The 25183-nt window shown below is 31.3% G+C and carries 25 protein-coding genes and 1 riboswitch; of the genes, 11 read left to right on the top strand and 14 right to left on the bottom strand.

Features of this window, described 5'->3' with window-relative positions:
• Positions 1-24: 24 nt before the first annotated feature.
• Both PYW35_RS13025 and xpt read right to left on the bottom strand, forming a co-directional pair.
• The gene (locus PYW35_RS13025) at positions 25-1293 is read right to left on the bottom strand and encodes a nucleobase:cation symporter-2 family protein (protein ID WP_103322836.1); all 1269 of its coding nucleotides are present in this window, start codon (positions 1291-1293) and stop codon (positions 25-27) included.
• Position 1294: 1 nt separating this feature from the next.
• Positions 1295-1870, bottom strand: coding sequence for a xanthine phosphoribosyltransferase (xpt, locus tag PYW35_RS13030; RefSeq protein WP_016911840.1), 576 nt, complete (start codon positions 1868-1870; stop codon positions 1295-1297).
• A 107-nt stretch (positions 1871-1977) separates the two neighbouring features.
• Positions 1978-2080: riboswitch (purine riboswitch) on the bottom strand.
• A gap of 256 nt (positions 2081-2336) precedes the next feature.
• Between xpt and PYW35_RS13035 the strand changes: the two genes are divergently transcribed.
• Positions 2337-3953: a DUF2382 domain-containing protein gene (locus PYW35_RS13035; protein ID WP_103322835.1), complete on the top strand. Its 1617-nt coding sequence runs from the start codon at positions 2337-2339 to the stop codon at positions 3951-3953.
• Positions 3954-4071: 118 nt separating this feature from the next.
• Positions 4072-4728 (top strand): GNAT family N-acetyltransferase, encoded by a 657-nt coding sequence (locus tag PYW35_RS13040; RefSeq protein ID WP_016911838.1) that lies wholly within the window; start codon positions 4072-4074, stop codon positions 4726-4728.
• Between the two features lie 176 nt (positions 4729-4904).
• Here the strand turns inward: PYW35_RS13040 and PYW35_RS13045 are convergent, their stop codons facing one another.
• Positions 4905-5942, bottom strand: coding sequence for an NAD(P)H-dependent flavin oxidoreductase (locus PYW35_RS13045; RefSeq protein ID WP_103322834.1), 1038 nt, complete (start codon positions 5940-5942; stop codon positions 4905-4907).
• A 101-nt stretch (positions 5943-6043) separates the two neighbouring features.
• Here PYW35_RS13045 and PYW35_RS13050 point away from each other — a divergent pair, with 101 nt between their 5' ends.
• Entirely contained in the window at positions 6044-6703 is a 660-nt protein-coding gene (locus tag PYW35_RS13050) for a nitroreductase family protein (RefSeq protein WP_016911836.1), read from the top strand.
• A 178-nt stretch (positions 6704-6881) separates the two neighbouring features.
• Positions 6882-8222 (top strand): sodium-dependent transporter, encoded by a 1341-nt coding sequence (locus PYW35_RS13055; RefSeq protein WP_016911835.1) that lies wholly within the window; start codon positions 6882-6884, stop codon positions 8220-8222.
• A 104-nt stretch (positions 8223-8326) separates the two neighbouring features.
• Here PYW35_RS13055 and PYW35_RS13060 read toward each other — a convergent pair whose 3' ends face one another.
• Positions 8327-9844, bottom strand: a complete 1518-nt coding sequence (locus PYW35_RS13060) for a DASS family sodium-coupled anion symporter (protein ID WP_103322833.1) — start codon at positions 9842-9844, stop codon at positions 8327-8329.
• A gap of 210 nt (positions 9845-10054) precedes the next feature.
• On the opposite strand from PYW35_RS13060, the gene PYW35_RS13065 reads away from it, so the two are divergent.
• The 3 genes from PYW35_RS13065 to coaA all read left to right on the top strand — a co-directional run bounded on the left by PYW35_RS13065 (position 10055) and on the right by coaA (position 13199).
• A complete protein-coding gene (locus tag PYW35_RS13065; RefSeq protein ID WP_103322832.1) occupies positions 10055-10942 on the top strand; it encodes a hypothetical protein in 888 nt (295 codons plus the stop codon).
• Between the two features lie 336 nt (positions 10943-11278).
• Positions 11279-12100: a hypothetical protein gene (locus PYW35_RS13070; protein WP_016912331.1), complete on the top strand. Its 822-nt coding sequence runs from the start codon at positions 11279-11281 to the stop codon at positions 12098-12100.
• A gap of 196 nt (positions 12101-12296) precedes the next feature.
• Positions 12297-13199, top strand: coding sequence for a type I pantothenate kinase (gene coaA / locus PYW35_RS13075; protein WP_016912332.1), 903 nt, complete (start codon positions 12297-12299; stop codon positions 13197-13199).
• Positions 13200-13433: 234 nt separating this feature from the next.
• On the opposite strand, the gene PYW35_RS13080 is transcribed toward coaA, so the two are convergent.
• The 6 genes from PYW35_RS13080 to PYW35_RS13310 form a co-directional block, all read right to left on the bottom strand.
• Positions 13434-13604, bottom strand: coding sequence for a hypothetical protein (locus PYW35_RS13080; protein ID WP_016912333.1), 171 nt, complete (start codon positions 13602-13604; stop codon positions 13434-13436).
• Positions 13605-13632: 28 nt separating this feature from the next.
• Positions 13633-14337, bottom strand: coding sequence for a class I SAM-dependent methyltransferase (locus PYW35_RS13085; protein ID WP_103322831.1), 705 nt, complete (start codon positions 14335-14337; stop codon positions 13633-13635).
• A gap of 310 nt (positions 14338-14647) precedes the next feature.
• Positions 14648-14890, bottom strand: a complete 243-nt coding sequence (rpsR, locus tag PYW35_RS13090) for a 30S ribosomal protein S18 (protein WP_016912338.1) — start codon at positions 14888-14890, stop codon at positions 14648-14650.
• A 57-nt stretch (positions 14891-14947) separates the two neighbouring features.
• Positions 14948-15478 carry a single-stranded DNA-binding protein gene (ssb, locus tag PYW35_RS13095; RefSeq protein ID WP_016912339.1) on the bottom strand — a complete coding sequence of 177 codons (531 nt, stop codon included), beginning with the start codon at positions 15476-15478 and terminating at the stop codon, positions 14948-14950.
• 29 nt (positions 15479-15507) lie between these two features.
• Complete coding sequence (rpsF, locus tag PYW35_RS13100) at positions 15508-15801, bottom strand: 30S ribosomal protein S6 (protein ID WP_016912340.1); 294 nt, start codon at positions 15799-15801, stop codon at positions 15508-15510.
• Positions 15802-15992: 191 nt separating this feature from the next.
• The gene (locus PYW35_RS13310) at positions 15993-16064 is read right to left on the bottom strand and encodes a DUF933 domain-containing protein (RefSeq protein WP_259338407.1); all 72 of its coding nucleotides are present in this window, start codon (positions 16062-16064) and stop codon (positions 15993-15995) included.
• A 207-nt stretch (positions 16065-16271) separates the two neighbouring features.
• On the opposite strand from PYW35_RS13310, the gene PYW35_RS13110 reads away from it, so the two are divergent.
• Positions 16272-17927 (top strand): SNIPE associated domain-containing protein, encoded by a 1656-nt coding sequence (locus PYW35_RS13110; protein ID WP_239102452.1) that lies wholly within the window; start codon positions 16272-16274, stop codon positions 17925-17927.
• Positions 17928-18000: 73 nt separating this feature from the next.
• Here the strand turns inward: PYW35_RS13110 and PYW35_RS13115 are convergent, their stop codons facing one another.
• A complete protein-coding gene (locus tag PYW35_RS13115; RefSeq protein WP_239102453.1) occupies positions 18001-18465 on the bottom strand; it encodes a hypothetical protein in 465 nt (154 codons plus the stop codon).
• Positions 18462-19046 carry a recombinase family protein gene (locus PYW35_RS13120; RefSeq protein WP_103323592.1) on the bottom strand — a complete coding sequence of 195 codons (585 nt, stop codon included), beginning with the start codon at positions 19044-19046 and terminating at the stop codon, positions 18462-18464. Before PYW35_RS13120 ends, PYW35_RS13115 begins: the two co-directional genes overlap by 4 nt.
• Before the next feature lie 605 nt (positions 19047-19651).
• Between PYW35_RS13120 and PYW35_RS13125 the strand changes: the two genes are divergently transcribed.
• From PYW35_RS13125 to merA, 3 genes are all read left to right on the top strand, one after another.
• Positions 19652-20614, top strand: a complete 963-nt coding sequence (locus PYW35_RS13125) for a M23 family metallopeptidase (protein WP_103323522.1) — start codon at positions 19652-19654, stop codon at positions 20612-20614.
• A 116-nt stretch (positions 20615-20730) separates the two neighbouring features.
• Positions 20731-21165, top strand: coding sequence for a redox-sensitive transcriptional regulator HypR (gene hypR / locus PYW35_RS13130; RefSeq protein WP_204107870.1), 435 nt, complete (start codon positions 20731-20733; stop codon positions 21163-21165).
• Entirely contained in the window at positions 21152-22474 is a 1323-nt protein-coding gene (gene merA, locus PYW35_RS13135) for a hypothiocyanous acid reductase MerA (protein WP_103323523.1), read from the top strand. The genes hypR and merA overlap by 14 nt, the downstream gene beginning before the upstream one ends.
• Before the next feature lie 130 nt (positions 22475-22604).
• Here the strand turns inward: merA and PYW35_RS13140 are convergent, their stop codons facing one another.
• Both PYW35_RS13140 and PYW35_RS13145 read right to left on the bottom strand, forming a co-directional pair.
• Complete coding sequence (locus PYW35_RS13140) at positions 22605-23366, bottom strand: HNH endonuclease family protein (protein WP_103323664.1); 762 nt, start codon at positions 23364-23366, stop codon at positions 22605-22607.
• Entirely contained in the window at positions 23353-24369 is a 1017-nt protein-coding gene (locus PYW35_RS13145; protein ID WP_204107871.1) for a hypothetical protein, read from the bottom strand. Before PYW35_RS13145 ends, PYW35_RS13140 begins: the two co-directional genes overlap by 14 nt.
• Between the last annotated feature and the right edge of the window lie 814 nt (positions 24370-25183).

Consider the following 25183-nt stretch of genomic DNA (forward strand, 5'->3'; position numbering starts at 1 on the left):
TCCACTAATTTATTTTCATATTTATTATTTCACATTTTCACTATTTTGTTGATTGTTTAATCCATTAAAACACAAATTTAATATAATAGCTGAGAAAGTACCTAATACTATACCATTTTGAGTTAACCATGCATATTCTTCTCCAAATGTTTCAAGCGCTTGAGGTACTGCCGTAATGCCAGCACCGATTCCAACAGAAACAGCAATTACGAGTAAATTGTTTTGTTTATTAAAGTCTATACCACCAAGCATTTTAACACCATAAGCCATAACCATTCCAAACATTGCAATCATCGCGCCACCTAACACAGGGAAAGGTATCATACTAGCTAAAGCACCAATTTTTGGTATAGATCCACATACAATGAGCAGTGCAACCATCATATACATAATTTGATTCTTTTTAGCACCTGATAATGAAACAAGACCGACATTTTGAGAATAAGCTGTATATGGAAAGGCATTAAATATTGCGCCGATGATAATAGCGATTCCTTCAGCTCGATAACCTTTTGATAGATCTTTTCTTGTAATAGGTTGTTTTGTAATTTCACTCAGTGCATGATAGACACCTGTTGATTCGATTAGACTTACAATCGCAATAATGACAAAGACGATAGTCGTACCAAATTCAAATTCAAACCCACTAAATCTAAATGGTCTTGGCAACTCTAACCAATTAGACGTTTTTAAACTAGATGTATCTACTAAACCATAGAAGGAAGCGACGATCGTTCCAATCAATAAACCTAATAAAATGGCAATCGATTTTATAAACCCTTTTGATAACCTTTGTATAACTAATATGATAACTAGCGTAAAGATACCTAAAAATATATTTTTACTATCTCCATAATTTTTCTCACCTTGACCTCCAGCTAAATAGTTCATAGCTACTGGCATTAAAGTTATACCAATTATTGTCACTACACTACCTGTAACAACAGGTGGAAATAATTTAACTAAGTACGAGAAAAATGGTGAAATGAGAACGACGATAATTCCTGATAAGAATATTGAACCATATAAGACGCCGATACCATGTGTATTACCTACTAATATCATTGGTGCAACTGCAGTAAATGTACATCCTAAGACTACCGGCAGTCCTATACCAATACCTTTATAAACTTGTAAAAATGTTGCCACGCCACACATAAAGATATCAATTGCGACTAAATATGCGACTTCTTCCGGCGTGAACTTAAGTGCAGAACCTACGATGATCGGTACCATTATGGCACCTGCATACATTGCGAGTAAATGTTGAATACTTAAGATGAAATTTTTCATTTTATTCTCCTACCAGTTTAACTTTATTTCCTAATAAAGAAGAAACTTGGCAAAGTGACAATACTTCCAATCCTTCAGATTCCAACTTCTCTCTACCTGGTTGGAAACTTTTTTCGATAACGATGCCAATTCCCGATGTTGTAGCATTTGCTGCTTGAACTAAACGATGTAAACCTAATGATGCTTCACCGTTTGCTAAAAAGTCATCGATAATAAGTACGTGATCATCTTCATTTAAAAATTGTTTCGCAATAACCACTGTACTTGTTGTATTTTTAGTAAATGAGTGGATATCTGTGTGATAATACTCAGACGTCATTGTAGATGGCTTCGCTTTTTTAGCAAATAAACACGGAACATCTAAATGTAACGAAGCCATAATTGCTGGTGCAATACCAGAAGCTTCAATAGTCAGTATTTTTGTAATCTTCTTGTCACTAAAATGATCAATAATAACTTGTCCAACTTCGTACATTAACTTTGCATCGATTTGATGATTTAAAAATGAATCCACTTTAAGAATCTTTTCATCGATGACTACACCATCTTCTTTAACCCTATCCTGTAGTGTCCTCACACTACTCGCCTCCTCATTTAGATTAAAAAAAACACACCTTAATCCTAGAAATTAGGTAAGATGAGTAAAAAATAATATAAAACCACACTATTTAGATAGTCTGATTCCAGTGTTATTCATTTACTCATAGTCGTGTCGTTTAAGGCAACACGGTAGAAACTTCTAAAGCCATATTCTTCAGATTATATGAGTTTTTAGTAATAAATTATTCATTGATAATAACAAAATATCAGTATTTTTACAATAGGCAAAACCTTATTATAACGCTATTTAAACAGCATTTGAATAAACTGAATTATTCAAATAATTAGAAAGCTATTATATTTTTGTGTTTGAGTCGCTCGTACAAGGGTATTTGTGAATTATATTGTATTTTAGAAGACAATATTTATTAAGTTTTGAACACCTAGAGAATAATCACTATTTATCAGATTTTTACACATTACAAATTTATGGAGGTTTTAGTATGGGTAAAATAGAAAAGTTTAATAACGAAAGTGAATTACTGCAACGCATTGACCAATTAAAGCAAGAAGGTGCAGGAGAAAGTGATTTACAAGTCATCTCTGAAGAAAAACTTGAGGATAATTCTCTAGACTACACAGATGTAAAAGTTAAAAACTCAAGAGGATCATTTAGTGATAAGATTACAGCTTTATTCTCTGGAGAAAGTGCTGAAGAAAGAGTTTTATCAAGCTTAAAAGTTCCAGAAGAACAATTAGATAAGTATAAAGCAGATTTAAGTAACGGTAAGATACTATTATATATTGATAATGATAATTTAGGAGATACTGACAACTACGATTCCGGTCATCCTAAAGATTCTCAATCAGGGAACGAACACTATGATGATACAAAACCATTTTCAAATAATGATAATGAAGAAACAGGTGTTTCTAAAGGAACAGCTGCTGGGGCAGGAGTAGGTGCTGGCGCTGCAGGTGCTGCGGCAGCTAGTTCGTCTAATCGTCACAACGAAGATGCGCAAGATCAAAATGAATTTGATAAAACTGAAAAAGAAAATGAATTTAATCAAAGTGATGACGTTTCTAAAAATGATATTACAAACAATGATACAACTGAAAAAAATGAAACATCTTCATTCAATAAGCAAGCAGGAACAGATAATTATACAGACACTAACCGATACGGTAACAGTATAGGTGACGAAAGTATTGCACATGATGATGTAGATGATTCTAATATTGCTGATAACAAAGATGAATTTAATCAATCTACTGGCAATCAAAATGACAAGCAAGCACATGACGATACTTCTACTTCGGCAAATCTAGCTGGTGCATCAGGTCTTGGGGCTGCTGGATATGCAAACAAACAAGCTGACGATGATTTAGAAGGTCAAGGTGACCGTCAAGTTTATTCTAGTGATAACGAAAGAGATTTAGAGGCATTAAACAATAAAGAAACGACAAACACGAGATCTCAATATCGTGAAACGGATAACGTAAAAGACCAACAAAGCTTATCAAGAGAAGACGAATCTTCATTCTCAAGAGTTAACGATGATGATGTTGAAGCAGAGCGTTCATCATTAAACTATAATAAACCAAATGAAAGTGTTGATGCGCCTAGTGCAACAAATGAAGATACAGCACGAGAATCAAACTTCTCATCTAGTCAAAATAGACAAGATACTAATATCAATGCATCAAATCAATCATTTAATGATCGCAATCAAAATATCGAAGATGAAGAATCTGTTCAACTACACGAAGAACGCTTAAATGTTGATAAAGAAAACGTTGAAACTGGGCAAGCTTCAGTTGATAAACGTGTCGTTGAAGAAAACGAAGAATTCGATGTACCTGTTGAACGCGAAGAAGTAACGATTGAACGTCGACCAGTAAATGAGAAGGTAGACGAGGACTTCAACGCAAACGAAGATGATTCAGTACATGTTCCTTTACATGAAGAACGTGTAAACGTTGATAAAGAAAATGTTGTATCTGAAGAAATTGTGATTAAGAAAAATAAAGTTCAAGATACTGAACATGTATCTGAAAAAGTAAGACGAGAAGAAGCAGATATTAACAATCCGACAGATGACCCAAATAGACAATAACTATAATATTTAAGACTGCCAACCGAGTCTCGGTTGGCAGTCTTTTTTGTGTGAAGTCTACCTCTATGAATATCTTATGTTATAATATTATAAAATATTGATTGAGGGGTTCATAATTATGAATTTTGAAGTTGTCACATCTATAGATGATCCATTATTTAAAAAAGCTTTAGAAATGTATGAAGATATTTTTAAAGCTGAAGTAAGAGAAGATCGTCACGTCTTTATTCACTCTTTAACATCAGATTATATACAAAAACATTATATATTTTTAGTTGGTTTAATAGATGATACTGTCGTAAGTTTATCTACAGGACATTATGAACCTACCACAAATTCAGCTTTTATCATTTATTTAATGACACATCCTGAATACCGAAACCAACGCGTCGGTGCACAAACACTAGAAAAGATTGAGAAAGAGCTTCATAAACATGCTCAAGATGTTCATGGAAGAGATGCTAACATGATCATGCTCGAATCATTTGGCGTAGAAGTATATGATGATGAAAGCAAACAAGAAGATGCGATTATGCGAAAGAATTTCTTTAATAGACATGGTTATGAAATTCAACAAGACTTTCCGTATATACAGCCAAATCCTCAAAAATCATTACCGCCAACACCGATAGACTTATATATTAAACAATACTTACCACTTCAAAAGGATGTTATTGCTCCAAGTATTCGTTCTTGTTATATCAATAAATATATACACGGCAACGAAAATGATAGAGAATTTGTTTATGAACTCTTAGAATCTATGGATTTATAATTAATAAAAATTTTTTGCGATTTTGGTAAAATATAGGCAAAACGCACGAAGACTCAAAATAAAAAAGCATATCACGCTACTGATATTTCTCAGTGAACAGCGTGATATGCTTTTTTATAGTGTGACGACTTTGAAAGTGCATGCTTGCCTAGATGTATGGTCCCAGCCCCTTAGTGTTATACTAAACGATACCTGTTCATCAATTCTGATACAGTCTCATCTCGTGCGCCTTCTGGATGTGTGCCACACCATAAATTCATATAATCTTTATTCCCCAATTTTTTAGACTGCCCTCTCATCGGCTGTGTTAATATATTTTGAATAGGATAAGGGCAAATACTGTCTCTAAATTGTTCAACATACAGAATATAAGGATTCATAATGCCGTTTGCATATCGTCCACTAAATGTATTCGTAAGTATAATATCTTCTGATTTTGCATTTAATATACTTTCTTTATGCACCTTTGGAACACCACTTTCTCTTGTTGTTAAAAATGCTGTTCCAAGTTGTACAGCTGCTGCGCCTTTTTCGATATAATATTTAGCTTGCTCAGGTGTTGTAATACCTCCTGCTACAATAAGCGGTAAGTTTACTTTTGGATAAGTTTGATCGAAGAGTTCTTCTAATGTTAAACGTTCTTCAGGCAACGCTTGCTCAAATGATCCTCTATGACCTCCCGCTTCACTACCTTGTATCGCAACGGCATCTACACCTATCGCTTCTAAAGCTTTAACCTCATCTAAATTAGTACCTGTTCCAACCACAATTATATGGTGTTGATGTAATTGTTGAACAAGATGCTCTGAAGGTGGACCAAACGTAAAGCTAACAAGTTCTACACCTTTATCAATAATCACTTCTATCATTTGATCAAATGTGTTCTCAATCGAAACTTCTTTGACGGGTTCATAGTTTAATTTTTCAGCAATAGGCTCTAAAATTCTATTCATAAAATCGACTTTTTCTTGATTAACTTCTGGAAATTCAGGTACGAATAAATTAACGCCAAATGGTTTATGAGTCATTTCCCTAATTTGATCGATATCTCTCGCAAGTGTTTCTGGTGTCATGTAGCCAGCTCCAATTTGTCCAAATCCACCTTCATTACATACAGAAGCAACTAAATTCGGCGTCGTCACGCCTCCAGCCATTCCTGCTAGAAAGATTGGTTCCGTTATTTTCAATTCAGATAATAAAGTAGTCGCTTTCATTTACAAAACCCCCAAAAATAATTTTCAGCCATAAGCTAATCATTTTATTTTTCTTATAAATTAGTGCATTATAATCTCATCATACTAAAAGGAGAAATAAAATGACACAATCAAACCTTTCACTAACTGAAATTATTAACAAAAGAAAATCAGTTAAAGAATTCGACCCAAACTTTAAAATACCTAGAGAAGAAATAAAAGAAATGATAGAGCTAGCTACTAAAGCACCTTCTTCAATTAATCTTCAACCTTGGAGATTCGTTGTAATTGATTCAGAAGAAACAAAACAAAAATTAGACCACCTTGTACAATTCAACCAAAGACAATTACACTCTTCAAGCGCAATTATTCTTATTCTTGCAGACTTGAAACATGCTGACTACGTAAGTGATATTTATGAAAAAAATGTTGAACTTGGATACATGGATGAAAACTCTAAAGATTACTTCGTTGAAACAATATCTAATTTAATCAGCAACGCTGATGAAAGCTACTTCAACGCTCAAGGTTTAATGGATGTTAATTTAGCATCAATGCAATTAATGCTTATCGCTACAGACCACGGTTATGATACAAACCCTATCGGTGGTTTCGATAAAACAGCTGTATTAGAAGCTTTAAATATCGATACTTCAAGATACGTTCCAGCACATTTATTAGCGATTGGTAAAGGGGTTAAACCACCTCACGATTCTAGTAGATTACCATTAGAGAACATATTGGCTTGGAATGACGAAAGCAACGGCTCTATCGGTCAATAGGTTGCTCTAACATTTAACAATTTAGACACCCTACTTATCGACAACAAATGATTGTTGTCGATATTTTTTATATTGCAATCATTATCATAATCATGTAAAATTCACTTCTGTGAGTTTTATTTTTTTACTTAAAAGCTTTACCGCTTTAAAGTATTTATATAGTAAGGAAGGAATTTAAATGAAAAATTTATCGCAATGGTCATCAAATATTGGCTTTATTTTAGCTAGTGCAGGTTCAGCAATAGGTCTAGGAGCAGTATGGAAGTTTCCTTATATGGCTGGCACATATGGTGGTGGCGCATTCTTATTAATATTTATTATATTTACACTACTCGTCGGCTTACCTTTGCTTTTAAGTGAATTTGTTTTGGGACGATATGGTAGAACGTACTCTACAAATATCTTTAAAAAAGTTTCTGGAAAATCATCGTTTAACTTAATAGGATGGCTCGGGAATTTAACAGTATTCGTACTATTTTCATTCTATAGTGTTATAGGTGGTTGGATCATTCTATATATTATACGTACATTGTTAGACAGCTTTGGATTAACGCAGTCACACGATTACGGTCATGTCTTTAATGATTATATTTCTAATCCATTATATTCATTAGCTAGCCAATTCGCTTTTATACTCTTTACTGTCATCATCGTCAGTAAAGGTGTCGAAAAAGGAATCGAAAAAGCATCAAAAGTAATGATGCCACTATTGTTTATCTCATTTGTCATCATTATTATTAGATCTGTAACTTTAGATGGTGCAGTAGAAGGTATTCAATATTTTCTACAACCTAAAATTTCAGACTTAAGTTCTGAAGGTATATTATATGCATTAGGTCAGTCATTCTTTGCTTTATCACTTGGTACATGCGGCATGATGACTTATGCTTCTTATTTAAACCGCAAGACCAACATCGTCAAAAGTGCTAATGCGATTGTATGGATGAACATCGCCGTTTCTATAGCAGCAGGTTTAGCCATATTCCCAGCAATATTTGCTTTTGGTTTAGAGCCAAATCAAGGACCAGGATTATTATTCATTGTTCTTCCACAAGTATTTGACCAAATGTTCGTAGGTCAATTGTTCTATCTGTTATTCTTAATTTTATTCTTGTTTGCAGCCATTACATCTTCAATTTCTTTATTAGAATTAAATATATCTAACATTACTAAAAATAATAACGATAATAGAAAAAAATGGTCTTATATAATAGGTGGTTTAGTATTTGTATTTGGTATTCCGTCAGCATTATCAAACGGACTGTTACAAAACTTTACATTTGGTGTTGGAACCTTCTTTGATAACATGGATTACTTAGTCGCAAACGTCTTAATGCCTATCGGTGCATTGGGTGTTACCATCTTTGTCGGACACATATTTAACAAAGAGACCATCATGAAAGAACTGAATATGAGTGATACTAAAAAAGGTAGAATCTTTGTCAACGTATGGTATTTCCTAGTCAAATTTGTTTTACCTATTATTATCATCGCAGTATTTATTGGCCAATTATTATAAATCGATTTCCAAAAATAAGACACTTCATATAAATAAAAGCATGTCACGCTAATCACGTAAAAATGACTAGCGTGACATGCTTATTTATTTTGAGTTGAACTCACTTATAATAATCCTAACCATTTCCAATAAGTCATACTCATCAAGATAATGAGCAAATAACCGATTATTGTTAATGGTATACCTGTTTTTATAAAGTCTTTAACTGTGAATGTTTCAGTACCATACGCCAACATATTTTGTGGAGAACTAACCGGTAATAAGAATCCGAAACTAATAACAAATTGCTGTATGAGTACAAACCCAATAGATTGATCACCTAGATTTAATGTTTGCGTTAATGCAATAAACACAGGTATTAATGCCGAAGATAAACTTGTTGCACTGGCAAATCCTAAATGAATTAATATATTGAATATTGAGATTAACGCAATTGTAGCTATAAGCGGCATATGATTAAGTCCCATCAATCCAAACGTCTTATCACTTAACCATTGTGCAGCTGTTGTTTCTAACAAAACTGTACCTAGTGATATACCAATCCCAAATACAATTACAGTACCCCATGGTATTTTTTTCTCAACATCTTCCCATGAGAATACACCAATTTTTGGCGTTAACATAATGGCTAATGCAATAATCGTTATGGAAGAAGAGTCAATTGGATGTAATACTTTTTCTGTAGACCAGAATAGCAAGAGCAAGACAGAAATAATAATTAATCTCCACTCTCTAGCAGTAATTGGACCTAATTCATTTAATTGTGCTTTTACTAATTCCGTACCACCTTCAATTTCTTTTTCTTCAGGTTTGATAATCATGATCATGACGAAGTATAGAACAACTGACATGATAATGGACCAAGGAGCTGCATACAAGAACCATTCACCCCATGAAATGTCTTGTCCCATCGATTTATTAATAAAGCCTATAGCGACTATATTTTGAGCTGCAGCCGTCTTTATACCGATATTCCATATAGAGACTGCATGCACAGCTGTAATAATCAATAACGCTGCTAATTTACTGTTTTTAGAAGTGTTAAATGCTGCTATCATACCAAGTAGAATAGGCACTACTGCACCAGCTCTTGCTGTAGCAGAAGGTACAAAAAATGCTAATATAATTGCAACGATAATGGCACCTATAACAATTCTATTTGTCTTATTACCTACTATAGAAAGTACTTGTAGTGCTAATCGCTTATGTAAGTTCGTGACTTGCATCGCTGTCGCTAAAAATAATGCTGCGGCAACTAGTGCAACGGCTGAACCAGAAAATCCACTTAGCGCCATTTGCAATGCATTACTAGTACCTAATAACGCATCCCCTTCTAATGCTTTACCATTTGCTGCCGGATTACCTAGAGCATCTCCTAAATTTTGCACTGGGCTAAATCCAATCAATACAACTATAAGACCGACAATCATAACTGCCGATACTGGATAAGTTACAGCTTCTGTAACCCACATAATAACTGCGAATGCTAAAATGGCTAACGCACATTTTGCCATAACGGGTAAATCATTTGGCGTTGGTAATAATAAAATTCCAATTAATAATACGAAACTAACAATAATCCAAATTGGTTTAAACGCTTTCTTCTCTATATCTCTTGACATTTGAAACAGCTCCAAATTTATTATTTATTGTTCTAATTTCCTAAATAATAACATATTTCTTATTTGTATATAATACTTTTTACAATTAATACAACAAATGCTTGAACTTTATCATAATTACATGTAATGTAATAAGGGAAGTGTGACGGTTGTCTGCCCATAGACAACCCTACCTATAAAACTACTGCCAAATAAAGGATGATATATAATATGTTAACGAAAGAATTCGCAGCTAAGGTCGGTCTTAGCGAAAAACAAGTTAGAAAAATTGTACAACACTTAGAAGACAGAGGATATCAACTTTCTAAGACTGAATACCGTGGAAGAGAAGCAACAGACTTCCAAGAAGAAGATGTAGAATTATTCCAAGAAATAGCTGAAAAAGTTAAAGAAACAAACAGTTATGATCAAGCTTTTGAAACGCTAGAAAAAGAAAAAGACTTCTTACAAGTTCTAGTGAAAGATCAACCAGATCAGCAATCACCTGAGCTTCAACAATTAATCGAAGAGTTAAGAACAGAAGTTCAACATATGCGTAGAGAAAGACAAATGTTAGGTGAAATGTTGCAACAAGTACATATCCAACAACAAAAATTGGAACAAACTTTAGCATTACAAGCACCTCAACAAACTGAAGAAGCTGTACAAACGAATGAAACGAAAGTTGCAGACAAAGAAGCTGTACAAACTAACAGTTCAGAAAGTGTCACAGCAGACATTACTTCTAAAGAAGCGGCGGAAAACAAAGAAGATACTAACATAAGTAAAGAAACTGTTTCTACTGAAGAAAAAATAGAGAAGAAACTTAAAGACGAAGATAAAGTTGAAGATAAAGCTTCAGCAGTTAAGACAGAACCTACAACTGACAAAACTGAAGAAGTGAAAGTAGAAACGAAAGAAGCTAATCCTACTCAAGAAGTTGCAGCTGACAAACAAGAAACAGCAGTTACAACTGAGAAGCAAGAAACTACAAATAATATTGCTGAAGAAGAAAAAGTGGATACGACTTCTACTCTAGATGCAACAAGTGAAGAAACTAAATTAGAAACAGAAGAACCAAAGAAAAAAGGATTCTTCTCAAGATTATTCAATATCTAATCCATTCAAAAAGTTTGGGACATAAATCCCAACTTAAAATAAATCACCCAACCCGTTGGAATCATTTTCGGATTGGGTGATTTTTTATTTCTGATTTTGTAAAGTGCTGACGCCCGGAGGAATAGTATGTGAGAGAGACTACAGGCTCGAGCCATACCCCTAGGCAAGCATGCACTTTACAAAATCATTATAGTTTAGGACATTTATTTCCCATACTTTTTGTTAAGATTTTGTAAATTTCCACTATATAATTGTTAAAAGAAGCGCTACTTTGTTATATTAAACTTTATATTAAGCTCGTTTAATTAACATTAACAATTGGGAGTGTTTCATATTATGGAAACATTAAATTACGAAGATATTACCAGCGAAAAGCTATGGCAACAAAACAATCAAGTTGTTAAAATCATAAAAGATGATTTAGACTTTTATATCAAACTAAACCTTAAAGAAAACAATGATAAATTAGTTGTATTTTCAAATGGTGCAATTGATCCTTCTAAAAGTAAACCACCTGTTTTTATGAGAAGTAAATGGCATGAAGACTTTAATGCAAATTGCCTATATATAGACGATAGAACAGTCCACTATAAGCAATTAAGGATTGGTTGGGGTGTTGGTAGAGAACAACGTCATTTTCTAGTAGACTATTCCGAAATTACCAAACATATAGCAGAACACCTTAATATAGAAGCTCATGATGTTGTTTATTGCGGCTCATCTGCAGGCGGATATATGTCTATGTATCTTGCCACTTTGCATAAAGAATCGACAGCTGTTGTAAACAATCCGCAATGCTACGTTGATCGATATGATAAAGTAAATGTCGAAAAACTGTATAACAAAATATTTCCTGGACGCTCACGAGACTATATCAAAAAGCAATATTCACTTAGATTATCCATCACAAGTCTCTTTAGGCATGAAAACTACGTTCCAAAAATTTACTATATCCAAAACAGATTGTGTCTGACAGATATGACAAGACACTATGAACCATTCTGCAATTTTCTTGATAAATACAACATAAATAGTATCAACATCAAATTTATCCTCTACAATAATAAAAAAAAGGGACACGATCCCATATCTCGTGAAGCCACTGTTGATTTTGTTAATAAAGTATTAGAAAATAAGCTCGCAATAGCAGACTTCTAAACAATATACGCCCTTAGGATACTTTCCTAAGGGCGTTTTTCTTCTATCCAAATCTTCTCAATAAATGCTATTAAGACAAAATTTAAGATATTCATGTGAAAATTCAAAAATTTATAAAGCACTTTCATTAATATTTATGTTACCCTATACGAGTACTGTAAAAAATTGATAAATTCTTAAAGCAAAGGAACTCATTATGAAATTCACAAAAGAAGAATGGCGTAACACAAACTTTAAATTAGATATGGACACAAGTCATTTAAACCTTGAAGAAATCATCAGCTTAAATGATAATTTAACGAACTCTGAAATTAACGAAGTCTATTTACCACTCATTAATTTTTTAACAAACAAAGTTAAATTCCATAAAGATTACTCATTTGATATTAACAATAAATTACAAAACAAAGAAAACACTCCACCATTTATTATTGGTATTTCAGGTGGCGTTTCTGTCGGTAAAAGCACAGTTTCAAGACTGCTCTTAAGCTTACTTCAAGAATACAATACAGACTGGAAAGTTGATCTCATCACAACAGATGGGTACATTATGCCTAAACAAGAACTGATAGATAAAGATTTATTATCTAAAAAAGGATTCCCAGAAAGTTACGACACCAAAACTTTAATCAGTCACTTAAAACAAATTAAAAACAACGAACGAAACATACAAACTTACACATATTCGCATATCACATATGACCGATTAAAAGATCAATATCACAACATTGATTGCCCAGACATTCTCATCATAGAAGGTGTGAATATATTCCAAGTCAGTCCACATGAAGAAGAGCTCGTAAGTGACTATATCGATTATAAAATATACTTAGATACAACAATAGAAAACATGAAAAAATGGTATCTCAATCGCTTCTTACTGCTACAAGAAGAAGCCTTCCAGAAGCCTGACTCACATTTCTATAAATACCGAGACATCCCTCAAGAAGAAGCCATCACAATAGCTACAGACCTTTGGGATAATATAAACGAAGTCAATCTGATTAAAAACATCTTACCAACTAAAAACAGATCAGACCTCGTACTCTATAAGAATCATGCACATGTAATCGAGCAGTTGAAGTTTAATAAATTTTAAGATAGCCTATCCAATTTATATAAGCAGTATACTAATATTGATTTTAATCATATTCATTACACTGCCTATTATCGTTAATTAAAATCTAAAACACCCCTCTAGTCTGATTGCTAAAGGGGTGTTTAGTGGTCTAGTAGTCTAAATATTATATTTCTACTTCTATTTTTTTCACATATACTGCATTACCAGTTATCTTAATATCATACTGCTTATCTTGCTTCTCAACGTGAACGATTACTTAGACGTTTTTTCTATTTTTTGACCTTGTTCTATTACAAGTTCAAATGTTTCTTCTGCCATATTCTTAATATACTGAGCATAATATGCGCCCATCACTCTTGAAGCTGTTCCTTTATTAGGTTCAACACTAAATGCATCATAATGATATACCGTTATTGATTTCAAGAAGCAACCTCCTAAACTTTCAATAAATTTATTTAATATTTATTTTCAAAAATGAGTTTGCATTGGATTGAAACTCATAGTTCACTTGTACTTCTTCTGTAGTATAACCACGTTCATTTAAGGTATGTATAATTTTATCTAATTCTTCGTAGCGATCACCCTCAATATTAACGAGTGGGAATATGCGAATTTCTTCCTTAGTCACACGCAACATTTCTTCAAGTGTTTGAATATGAAAATTAAAATCAAACGCTTCTGAATATAAAAATAAAAAGTGAGCAGATAATAAAATATCAAATTCATTATCACTAAAAGGTAACTGAGGTAATTCAACGGCATGATACTTTTCTTGATACATTTTCATATCTTTCACACAAGTATCCAGTGCTTCTATTCTATAATCTTTCAAATCATCAGTATCATTAAAAAATGTCCAATTATAATTTGATTTAGATTTTTCCATTTTATTAATCATGTGTTTAATATCTTCTTTACCCTTATTATATAATTCAACATTATTAAAATAATAAGCAATATCACAGGCTTCAACATCTAAACCATTTTCTCTAGCCGTCGCACTAAACGAACACGCGCCAGCCGGACAGTCTAGAACCTTTTTGTTTTTAAGGTTTGCTATCGATAAATCAAACATATTTACGTATTCTTCAAAAGTTCGACCTATAAAGATAATTCGATCAATATCTAATTTAGTATTATTTGCTAAGTTACTCATCGTATCCTCCTATCAAAAAACTTTTCCCAATGGTAACATAGTTACAAAAAGAATCATATTATCTTTTTATGATCGAATTAACGGTGCACATGCAAGACCAAAACTAAAAGCGCTAAAAATATTCATAGATAATCTTGCTTAAGTCGAAAGTGTGTACTATAATAATTACAAATAGCGGTGCATATCTGCGGAATGCACTTGAGGGTAACTGTTACTTACAGTTCCCTCTTTTTTTACGCCCTTTCTTATAAAAACAATCACAAAAAACCCCTCTAGCCTGATTGCTAGAGGGGTTTATATACATTAAAAATTATTGTTCTTCTTTAACATATGGTAATAAAGCCATGTGACGTGAACGTTTGATAGCTATAGTAAGCATACGTTGGTATTTTGCTGAAGTACCCGTTACACGACGTGGTAAAATTTTACCTCTTTCAGAGATAAATTTCTTAAGTAAATCTGTATCTTTGTAGTCGATTTGTGTAATACCGTTTGCAGTGAAATAACAAACTTTTTTACGACGACGACCACCTCTTCTTGGTCCACCTGCCATGATTGAGTTCCTCCCTTCTTTTTAAATTTTTATATTTATATTCGTTTCAATCAACTATTAGAACGGCAAATCATCATCACTGATATCAATTGGTCCATTAGCATTCGCAAATGGGTTACTTGATTGTTGATTATTATTTGACTGTTGATTTGAAGGTGCTTTTTGTCCTTGTTGCTGATTACCGCCAAAGTCTTGTCCATAATTCTGGAACTCGTTATTATTTTGGTTATTTGATTGGTTATCATTACCAGATTGACGTTGATTTGCGCCTTTAGGTTCAAGAAATTGAACACTGTCACAAACAACTTCAGTTACATAAACACGACGACCTTCTTGGTTCTCGTAGCTACGAGATTGTAGACGACCTTCAACACCTGCAAGACTACCTTTAGATAAGTAATTGTTTACATTCTCTGCGGGACGTCTAAATACAACACAGTTGATAAAGTCAGCTTCTCTTTCACCTTGCGAATTCGTAAAAGTACGATTGATAGCTAAGGTAAAAGTAGCAACTTGAACGCCTGAGGGTGTTACTCTGTATTCCGGATCTTTAGTTAACCGACCGACTAATACAACACGATTAATCATTTAATCTCCCCCATATCTTAAAAGTTAAATTATTTTTCTTCTTCGCGTATAACGATGTGACGAATAATATCATCAGTGATCTTAGCTAAACGATCAAATTCGTTAATTGCTTCGTCATTTTCAGACTTAACTCGAACGATATTGTAGAAACCTTCTGCGAAGTCTTGGATTTCATAGGCTAAACGACGTTTACCCCAATCCTTTTCTTCGATGACTTCTGAACCGTTTGAAGCTAAGATTCCTTTAAAACGTTCAACGACAGCTTTTCTAGCTTCGTCTTCGATATTTGGACGTACTACGTACATTACTTCATATGTTCTCATCAATTTACACCTCCTTATGGTCTATGCGGCCTAACAACTTAGTATTAAGCAAGGAATAATTTTCATTACTCACAATCAAGAATTATAGCATAGAGTATTACTTTTTACAATCTTTTTATCACTCAATAGAACTAATAAAAATAGCCGCTTGTGTTAATCACAACCGACTATCTTTCAATATATCTTCAATTTTACACATTAAATCTAAAGTGAACGACGTCTCCGTCTTTCATAAGATATTCTTTACCTTCTAGAAAGAACACATTACAAAGTTTTAGAAACCTTTATATAACAATGAAATAAGTAGTTTTTCTTTCAACATTTATATAAATTATATCTTAGAGTGGTTAGTTCAGTCAATCAATTGATATTTCTTTAATTCTTCTTTCAACAATTCATTACTAAACAATTTAATTTAAGTAAATTAAAGGTTATAATATTCTTATAAACTATTTATAGGACGGTGTGCAATGAGCTTTTATAAGAATGATTATCAAGCATTTAAAATGAAATTTAATGAAGAAGAATTAATTTCTGTCAAATCTTCATTAATCAAAGACTCCAAAAACAAATTTGGAACTATATTTATAACCGAAAAATATTTTACTTTTATAAGAGAGAAAGAGCAATTTATTTACAGAATTCCATTTAGCGAAATCAAAAGTTTTGAAACAGGAAAACAGAGATTAACTAACACTTTATTTTTAGAATATGGAGAAAAATATTCTAGTAAATATGAAATAACTGATACATCAGAGTTTAGTTTTACATCGACTTTGCTAAATCTTTTATTAAGCTTAAAAAAAGAACATGAAAGTATCAGAGAGAACAAATTAAAAGAAATCGATGATAAGTTAGAAATTTTAACAAAAAAGGAAAATGAAATTGCTTTAATGAAAGAAAGAGCAGAACATGAGATTATTTTAAACAAAGAAAGTATGGAAAGTGAAATCCAAAAAATGATATCTGACTTCAACAACAATGTTGAAACTAGAGAAAAATTAATCAAAAAATTAGATATTCAAATAGAAGATAAAAGAAATGAATTCAAAATACAAGAAGAAGAAATCCAAAAGTTAAAAAATATCATAAATGATAAGAATGAAGAAGTTTATTTTAAAGATATATTAGTTACTCATTATGAAGATACTATAACCTCTAAAGATCTTACTGATAAGCTTACAATCATCAATTTAGATGAGAAAGATTGTATAAAAAACAGTTTGGCTATAAACTATTTTGGCGAATTAGATAATAAACGAATAATAGATTCGCAATCTAAACAAATTTTACGATCATTTAATATTGAGTGTGATAGTCTATATTTAAATGTTACCTCTAAAAATTACGAATCATATCACAAAAAAATCAGCAAACTATTTGAAACACTTAATAGAATATACGCTATAGATTCAGTAGAAATTACCAGAGAGTATCTTAAATTAAAACTAGAAAAACTTAGCTTAATTCATGCAAAACTATTAAAAATTGATCAAGAAAAGGAAATTCAAAGAGAAATTAAAGCTCAAATGAAAGAAGAAGAAAGAGTGCGTAGAGAGATTGAAAATGAAAAGAAAAAAATAGAAAAAGAAGAAAAACAATTTAACAATGAAGTTAATTTATTACTTAAACGATTAGAAAAATCTCAAAGTACAGTCGAAGCTGAAATTTATGCTGAAAAAATTAAGTCACTAGAACTAAAAATTTCAGAATTAGAAAAAGATAAGAAAGATGTTCTAAATAGAGAAGCAAATACTAGAGCAGGATATGTTTACATAATCTCAAATATTGGTTCATTCGGTGAAAATATATATAAAATTGGTATGACAAGAAGATTAGAACCCACAGAGAGAATTAAAGAGCTTGGTGATGCTTCTGTTCCATTCGAATTTGATATACACGCAATGATATTCAGTGATGATGCTCCGAAACTCGAAAGAACTCTACATAGTCACTTTAGGGATAGAGAATTAAATAAAGTTAATCATCGCAAAGAATTTTTCAATGTACATATTGATGAAATAGAAGACATAGTATTAAGAGAACACAATAATACAGTTGAATTTATTAAGATACCAGTTGCTGAACAGTACTGGGAGTCTCAAAGATTTTGTGAATTAAATTAAGTGCAAATAAACTGTGCAGTATAGAACAATTATAATTCTAACGCACAGTTTATTTACATTAATAATATAGTAACTAACTTTTTGGTTTTTTATTGATAAATTTCTTTAAATCCAAATCTTCATTTCTAATAATTATATTCTGACTAGGTGATACATTATTAAGTTCAAGACCATCTAACCTAATTTTATACTTTTGATGTATAGCTTCCCTAATCAAATTATCAGATTCATTTATAGCCATATAATCTTCTGATATATTTTTATATGGTAAATTGACAATAAATTCAAACTTACCTGATAAAATTAAGTCATTTAAATTTAAAATACTATTCATTCCTATATTGAATTTTGGATATATTGTACACCTTACTCTTGTTCCTCTAACAGCTTTTTTTCTTACCAATAGATATCTATTTCTTAAAAATTGAATTAAATTTTCTTCAAACGGTATTAATAATACTGTAGATACTAAAGCACCGAATATAAAACTCACTCCACTAAAACCAAAAGTAATTATATCTTTTGAAATCTCTGTCATTTAAGACTATCCCCTTTTAACTTCACATAAAACGTACTTTTTTTAACACCTGTAGACCTCAATATTTCAGCAACACTTAATCCATTTTCTTCTCTATTCTCATACAAATAAATAGCCTTTTTTACATCTTTTTCACTACTAGAAGGTTTTCTGCCCATGCGATTGCCATTCCTCATAGATCGTTCTCTACCTTCTTTAGTCCGTTCTACAATAAGATCTCTTTCAAATTGTGCAAATGAGCCAAGAATATTAAAAAGTAATGTATTCAAACTATTATTGTTACCCGCTCCAAAAGTTAATTGTTCTTTTAAAAATTTTATAGATACACCTTTATCGTTAAGATAAGTAACTATTTTACTTAGGTCACTTATGGATCGTGCTAGTCTATCAATTTTTGTAACAATGATTAAATCACCCTCCCTAACATACTCAATCATTCTTTCTAATTCATTTCTTGCTTTAGTTGAGGTACCAGTAACCTTTTCTTCAAATATCTCTGAGACACCATGCTCATTAAGCTGCTCAATCTGACTATCCAAACTTTGTCCTATTGTACTGACTCTAGCATAACCAATTTTCATCTATAACACCTCTATGTCTAAAATATATAAATATCTGTACTTTTAATTATAGACTATATTCTAGACTCGAAGCAATTGTGATTTTAGCTTTTACTGAACTTGTCCAAAAGTTTTGATTATTAGACTTATCCATTAGAAATAAAACCAGAAATTCATTTTTGTTTTCATCTTTATTTTAACCACTTGCAAATTGACACATATACTAATATTGAAATTCATTAATCGTACAAACATGCATTTCTAGTTCCTTTATACAAATTGTTTTGCACTGTAGAATAAATGAATTTTATTTATACATTCTTTTATTTTTATATTTCAAGATTTAAATACTTTTTATTATCAAGATATATTCATTTAGGTATCTTATGAAAGTTATTAGATTCTAAATTTGTAATGATTTTTTTGAAAAATAGTCCATTAAATGTATTCACTTTATGTGAAATAAGAGTTTACATCAATACTAAAAAATTCAGAAATCAGTAATATTATTTTGAAAATATTACAACTTGTTATTTAGTATGCACAAATCGATTACAAGTATTTATTTTCATTTATGCACGTGATAAATTGAGTTCTATAGTTTAAGAAAAGGAAGGTTTATTAAAATGAAAAAAATACTAACAACTTCAATAGCGACTATTGGAATTCTAACAATGAGTATTGCTCAACAGGATGCACAAGCTGAAGAACAAAGTAGTGTATCTACTCAAAATACTCAAACCTCTACGGGAATTGAAAATGGTGTTTATTATACAATAGATAGTAAAGGGAACTATCACCACACATTAGATGGCAATTGGAATCAATCTATGTTTGATCATAAAGAATATAAATCGTATGAAGTAGATCAAAATGGTGTTACGCATTATTACTATTTTGAAAAAAATGATAATGACTATTCACCATCTCAATCAAATCAATCAATTAAGGATAAAGGCTATCAAGTAAATAATGGAGATGAAAATCAAACATCTGAAACAAATAAAGAAACGATAGCAAATAATAATCAAACAGCTAAGCATAATGAAACAGGAAGTAATGGACATGTAGCGACTTCTAATGAAACAAATGATAATCAAGAAACAGCACAATATAACAATACTGCTTCTAAAGAACAATCAACTCCTAACAACGATGCAGCAAGCACTAAGGAAGCTAAAGGTAATGCAGAAGCTTCATCAAATTGGCTTACTAAAAATAAAAAGTTACAAGAATATGGTCAATATCACGGCGGTGGTGCACATTACGGTGTAGATTATGCGATGGAAGAAAATACACCTGTATATTCTTTAGCAGATGGAACTGTGATTCAAAGTGGTTGGAGTAACTACGGTGGTGGTAACCAAGTAACAATTAAAGAGAAAAATAGTGACTATTATCAATGGTACATGCATATGAATAAATTAAATGTAAATAAAGGTGACGAAGTAAAAGCAGGTCAACAAATTGGACAATCAGGTAATACTGGTAATTCAACGGCACCACACTTACATTTCCAACGTATGCAAGGTGGCGTAGGTAATGAATATTCAGTTAATCCAGATTCTTATGTCAACAACAATCAATAATTTTATCAGAAAAAAATCACGTCTTATTATAGGTGTGATTTTTTTATTTGAACTTAAGAAGTAGACATGTTTAAATGTAATTATAATAGTTACATTTAGAAAAAGGAGATGATTCATTGAATTTAGAATTTAATATCGCAGTTCATGCATTAACTTTCTTAAGTAAACATTCATCTGAAAGGTTTAGTAGTGTCGAATTGTCATCTAAAGTTTGTGTTAATCCCGTACAATTAAGACGAGTTATGAGCAAACTATTAGAAGAAGGTTACATTACTACACAAAAGGGTAAATATGGAGGGTATCGTATAAATGGTAATGTGTTAGATACGCCATTATCCAATTTATTTAAATTATTCGCTTCTAGTCAATCATTTGGCAGAATTTACACAGGTACAAAAGAAAGTGACTGTAAAATTTCAAATGAAATGAGTCGAGTAATGTCAAACTACCATCGAAAAGAATTTGAAATAATAGAAAAATATTATCAAAATATTTCTATTGGAGATATATTAAACGATATATTAATGGAGGGTTACAATGAAAAAGTATGATTTATTAATTTTAGGGTTTGGTAAAGGTGGAAAAACACTAGCAAAAACAGCTTCGGCTCAAGGAAAACAAATAGCAGTTGTTGAACAATCCCAAAAAATGTATGGTGGCACATGTATCAATATCGGCTGTATTCCATCTAAAACATTAGTGCACGAAGGATTAGAAAGTGGTTCGTTCAATCAAGCATTTGAGCTTAAAGAAGAAGTCGTAACGGCCCTTAATAAAAAGAATTATCATAACTTAGCAGACGATGAAAATATAACAGTATTAGATTACAAGGCTAGCTTTAAATCCAATACGGAAGTAGACTTATTAGATGAGCAAGGCAAAGTAGTAGATACTTTAACAGCAGATGACATTGTGATAAACACTGGTGCAATACCAGTTATTCCTGATATTAAAGGTATTAAAGAATCTAAGCATTTATACGATTCTACAGGAATAATGAATTTACGTGAACAACCTAAACGATTAGTGATTGTTGGCGGAGGTTATATTTCTTTAGAATTTGCATCTATGTTTTCTAACTTTGGTACAGAAGTGACTGTATTAGAAGCGAATGACAAACTAATGGCAAGAGAAGATAAAGAAATCGTTTCACATGCGATTAAAGATTTAGAAGATAAAGGTGTAAAATTCGAGTTAGGTGCTCAAACTTCAGAATTTGAAGATAAAGATGGATATACAATCGCTAAAACGAATAAAGGTGATTTTGAAGCAGAAGCGGTATTACTCGCAATTGGTAGAAAGCCAAATACTGACTTAAATTTAGAAAATACTGATATTAAACTAGGTGAACGTGGAGAAATAGAAGTCAATAATCAGTTGGAAACAGCTGTAAAACACATCTATGCGATAGGTGATGTTAAAGGTGGCATGCAATTCACTTACATTTCATTAGATGACTTTAGAATTGTTAAAGACAAATTATTCGGTTCAGGTGCACGCACAACAGAAAATAGAGGTGCAGTACCTTATACGGTATTTATAGATCCTCCATTATCTCGTGTAGGATTGACTGCTAAAGAAGCAAAAGAACAAGGGTATGAAATTAAAGAAGGTAAACTACCAGTAAATAATATACCTCGTCACAAAATTAATAATGACCCTAGAGGTCTGTTTAAAATTGTGATAGACGCAACAACAAATAAAATACTTGGCGCTACATTATATGGTTTACAATCTGAGGAAATCATTAATTTATTAAAACTAGCAATTGACCAAAATATTAACTATACAGTTTTACGTGACAATATATATACACACCCTACTATGATGGAATCTTTCAACGATTTATTTAATATTTAATTTTAATTAAATATACATTTTTCACAAAAACACTTTCATTGAATTCTATTTAATACAAATTCAATGAAAGTGTTTTTAACTTTATTCAACTAAATGTGATTAACTAATTTCATTTTGATGCTTTTTATAGCTAATAAACTCTTAAATCATCTATAAATTGAGTATATTCACTACTATCTTTTTTACGATTTACGATATTTTTTCTAATATTCATAAGCAAACCATTTTCACTACTTGATACCCATTGTAAATTTCCTGCCCTATTATCAAATGTATCAACATTAATATGATCTACTTCGTTCCTAATATTTCCTTTACTATCAAATTTGTTTTTATATGCATTCCTATAAGTTTCCGCAACTATTCTATGTATGTATTCTTTTCTCGCTATCTTATCTTTATACACTGTTATACGTAAATAACCTTTATGTTCCGTAGGCTTTAACCATTTGTAATAGAAAGTACCATATCTACGATATACATTACCTCTATTTGAAACAAAGTAATTATGATATATTTCTCCATCTATGACAGCTTGTCGAAGCGTTTCTTTGCTTCTCATTAAATCAAAGAAACTGACATCAATTTTATGCTTGTTGTAAAAACTTTGAATATTATAGTGCATATAATCGTATGCTTTTGTTTTATTTGTATAAATGAATTTACCTTCTTCTAATCTGTTTTTTTGATTATATTTATAATGAAATTTATAAATATAATCCACTTCTAAAACTCTTTTGTTTCCTTTAATATCCTTCAATATTACTTTATATGTATTATCTTTATTACAATATGTTTGTTCTACTTCTTCTTTTGATTCAATATGTATAATTTTTTTATCGTTAGTTATTCCGTACTGGGTATAATATGGTAATGTTTTAATTTCTTTCATCTACATTCTCCTTCTTATTTTTCTTGATTTTACTCGATTCTACTAATTTTTTATATTCCTCTGTTGTTCTATCATTTGAATAGCTGAAATGGGGATTAATAAACCATGAAGTAACTTTCTCGTTTTCGTAACCTACTGGATTAATTTTCCTTTCAAATATTAAATATTCGCCAAAAGCTTCTTTCATTGCAGCATTCAATTCACGCGTTCTAGTTATTAATGTGCTTTTTGAAACGTTCATTCTTTTTGCCAATTCCTCTTTTGGTATAGATAAATATCGATCTTTTTCAAATAAATATTCTTGGTTTACTAATCTGTTAAATGATGGTCTGATTGGATTTCCCTCTGAATCTTTTTCATGAATGTTGATGAATGACAATAAAGAAAACAAAAATCCTAGAGCTGAATAATACTTTTTTACATTATTATTTCTAAGTTCTACAACTAACTTTTTTACGTAATTATTAGAAATTTTATAGAAACGGTTCTTCTTTTCTAGCGAATATGTTTTGCCTCTTATTAAATACTCTTTCTTAATATAGAAACCTCGTTCATCCTCATGTAAAATGCCGTTGTCTTTTAATTTTTTTTTAAATTTCTTAACAATATTATTACTTACTTGTAATATTTTTTCTAAATCCTTGTTACCTTTAAAATAAGTATTATTATTACAATGAGAAAAGTAGCAAACTTCTTCCTTTTCTGTATAATGCAAGCTTCTATAATTGGCATACGACATTAAATAAAAAAGCATCCCTATTTCTTTATGATTCAATTGAAGAGTATCTTTCAAATTCTTTTGAAATCTAATACACGGCACTAAGAAAAATGGTTCTGGATTTTTCTCTTTAAACTTACTTGTCATACCTATTACTTTCTCGTCATATGGGGTAGCGTTATACGGTAAATCTATGAATCCACCCGTTGTATAATCTATGTAAGTAATTTCTTTCATCTTTCTATTTTCAGTATCATAATTTTTATCTATTTGTTCTTCTGACATTCAATGTCCTCCTTGTTATTTTTAATAACTTTCGTTCTTTCAATCTTCTTCCGTACTCTACAGGCACCATCTATATAACACTTTTTTACTTAAAAATTAGTGCAAATTCTGTCATTTCTTGCGATTTGCTCCTCTAGTCTCAACTAAATCTACACTTAATCATTTTACATTCTTACCAAATTAATTTATTTCTAAACTCTAAATTATTGACTGTCACAAGCAACCAACAGGATTGCGAAGTGGCAGAAAGAACGAACTTCAAGCCTGCGATGAAGTGAAGTTCCTATTAGTCTAATTGCTAACTCTAAGTAACAATTTAAATAACCTTCTTCTATACACTATATAAATAAAAACATCGTAAGATGTTGTATAATATCAAGTCATCTTCTAGTCACTATTTACAAGCACGTGATGACTATTATAAAAATTAAGTCTATACGCCATATGAATATACATACAACCTTTATCATATTCCTATTCAACAAATAGACCTACCCAATAACTTATTAAAAGTAAAAAGATAGATCTATAAGCTTACTATTTCATTATGCTTATGTTCCAATATGTAATTATATAAATCCTAAGAGTTTCATAAATAGAAACCTATAATATATGTATTTATTCCAAAATGAAGATCGAAAAGAATCCAATCTTGTAATATGACGATGTTCGACATTCATCATTATGTAAATCAAAAAAATGCAAGGATATGTAAAGAAGAAAGAGATTTAAACCGTCAATTAGACTATAATTATATATTATCACATTTATTTTTTTGTCAAGTATAGAGATTGATTAATTATAACTCTTTTAA

The organism is Mammaliicoccus vitulinus, from assembly GCF_029024305.1.
Lineage (GTDB): Bacteria > Bacillota > Bacilli > Staphylococcales > Staphylococcaceae > Mammaliicoccus > Mammaliicoccus vitulinus.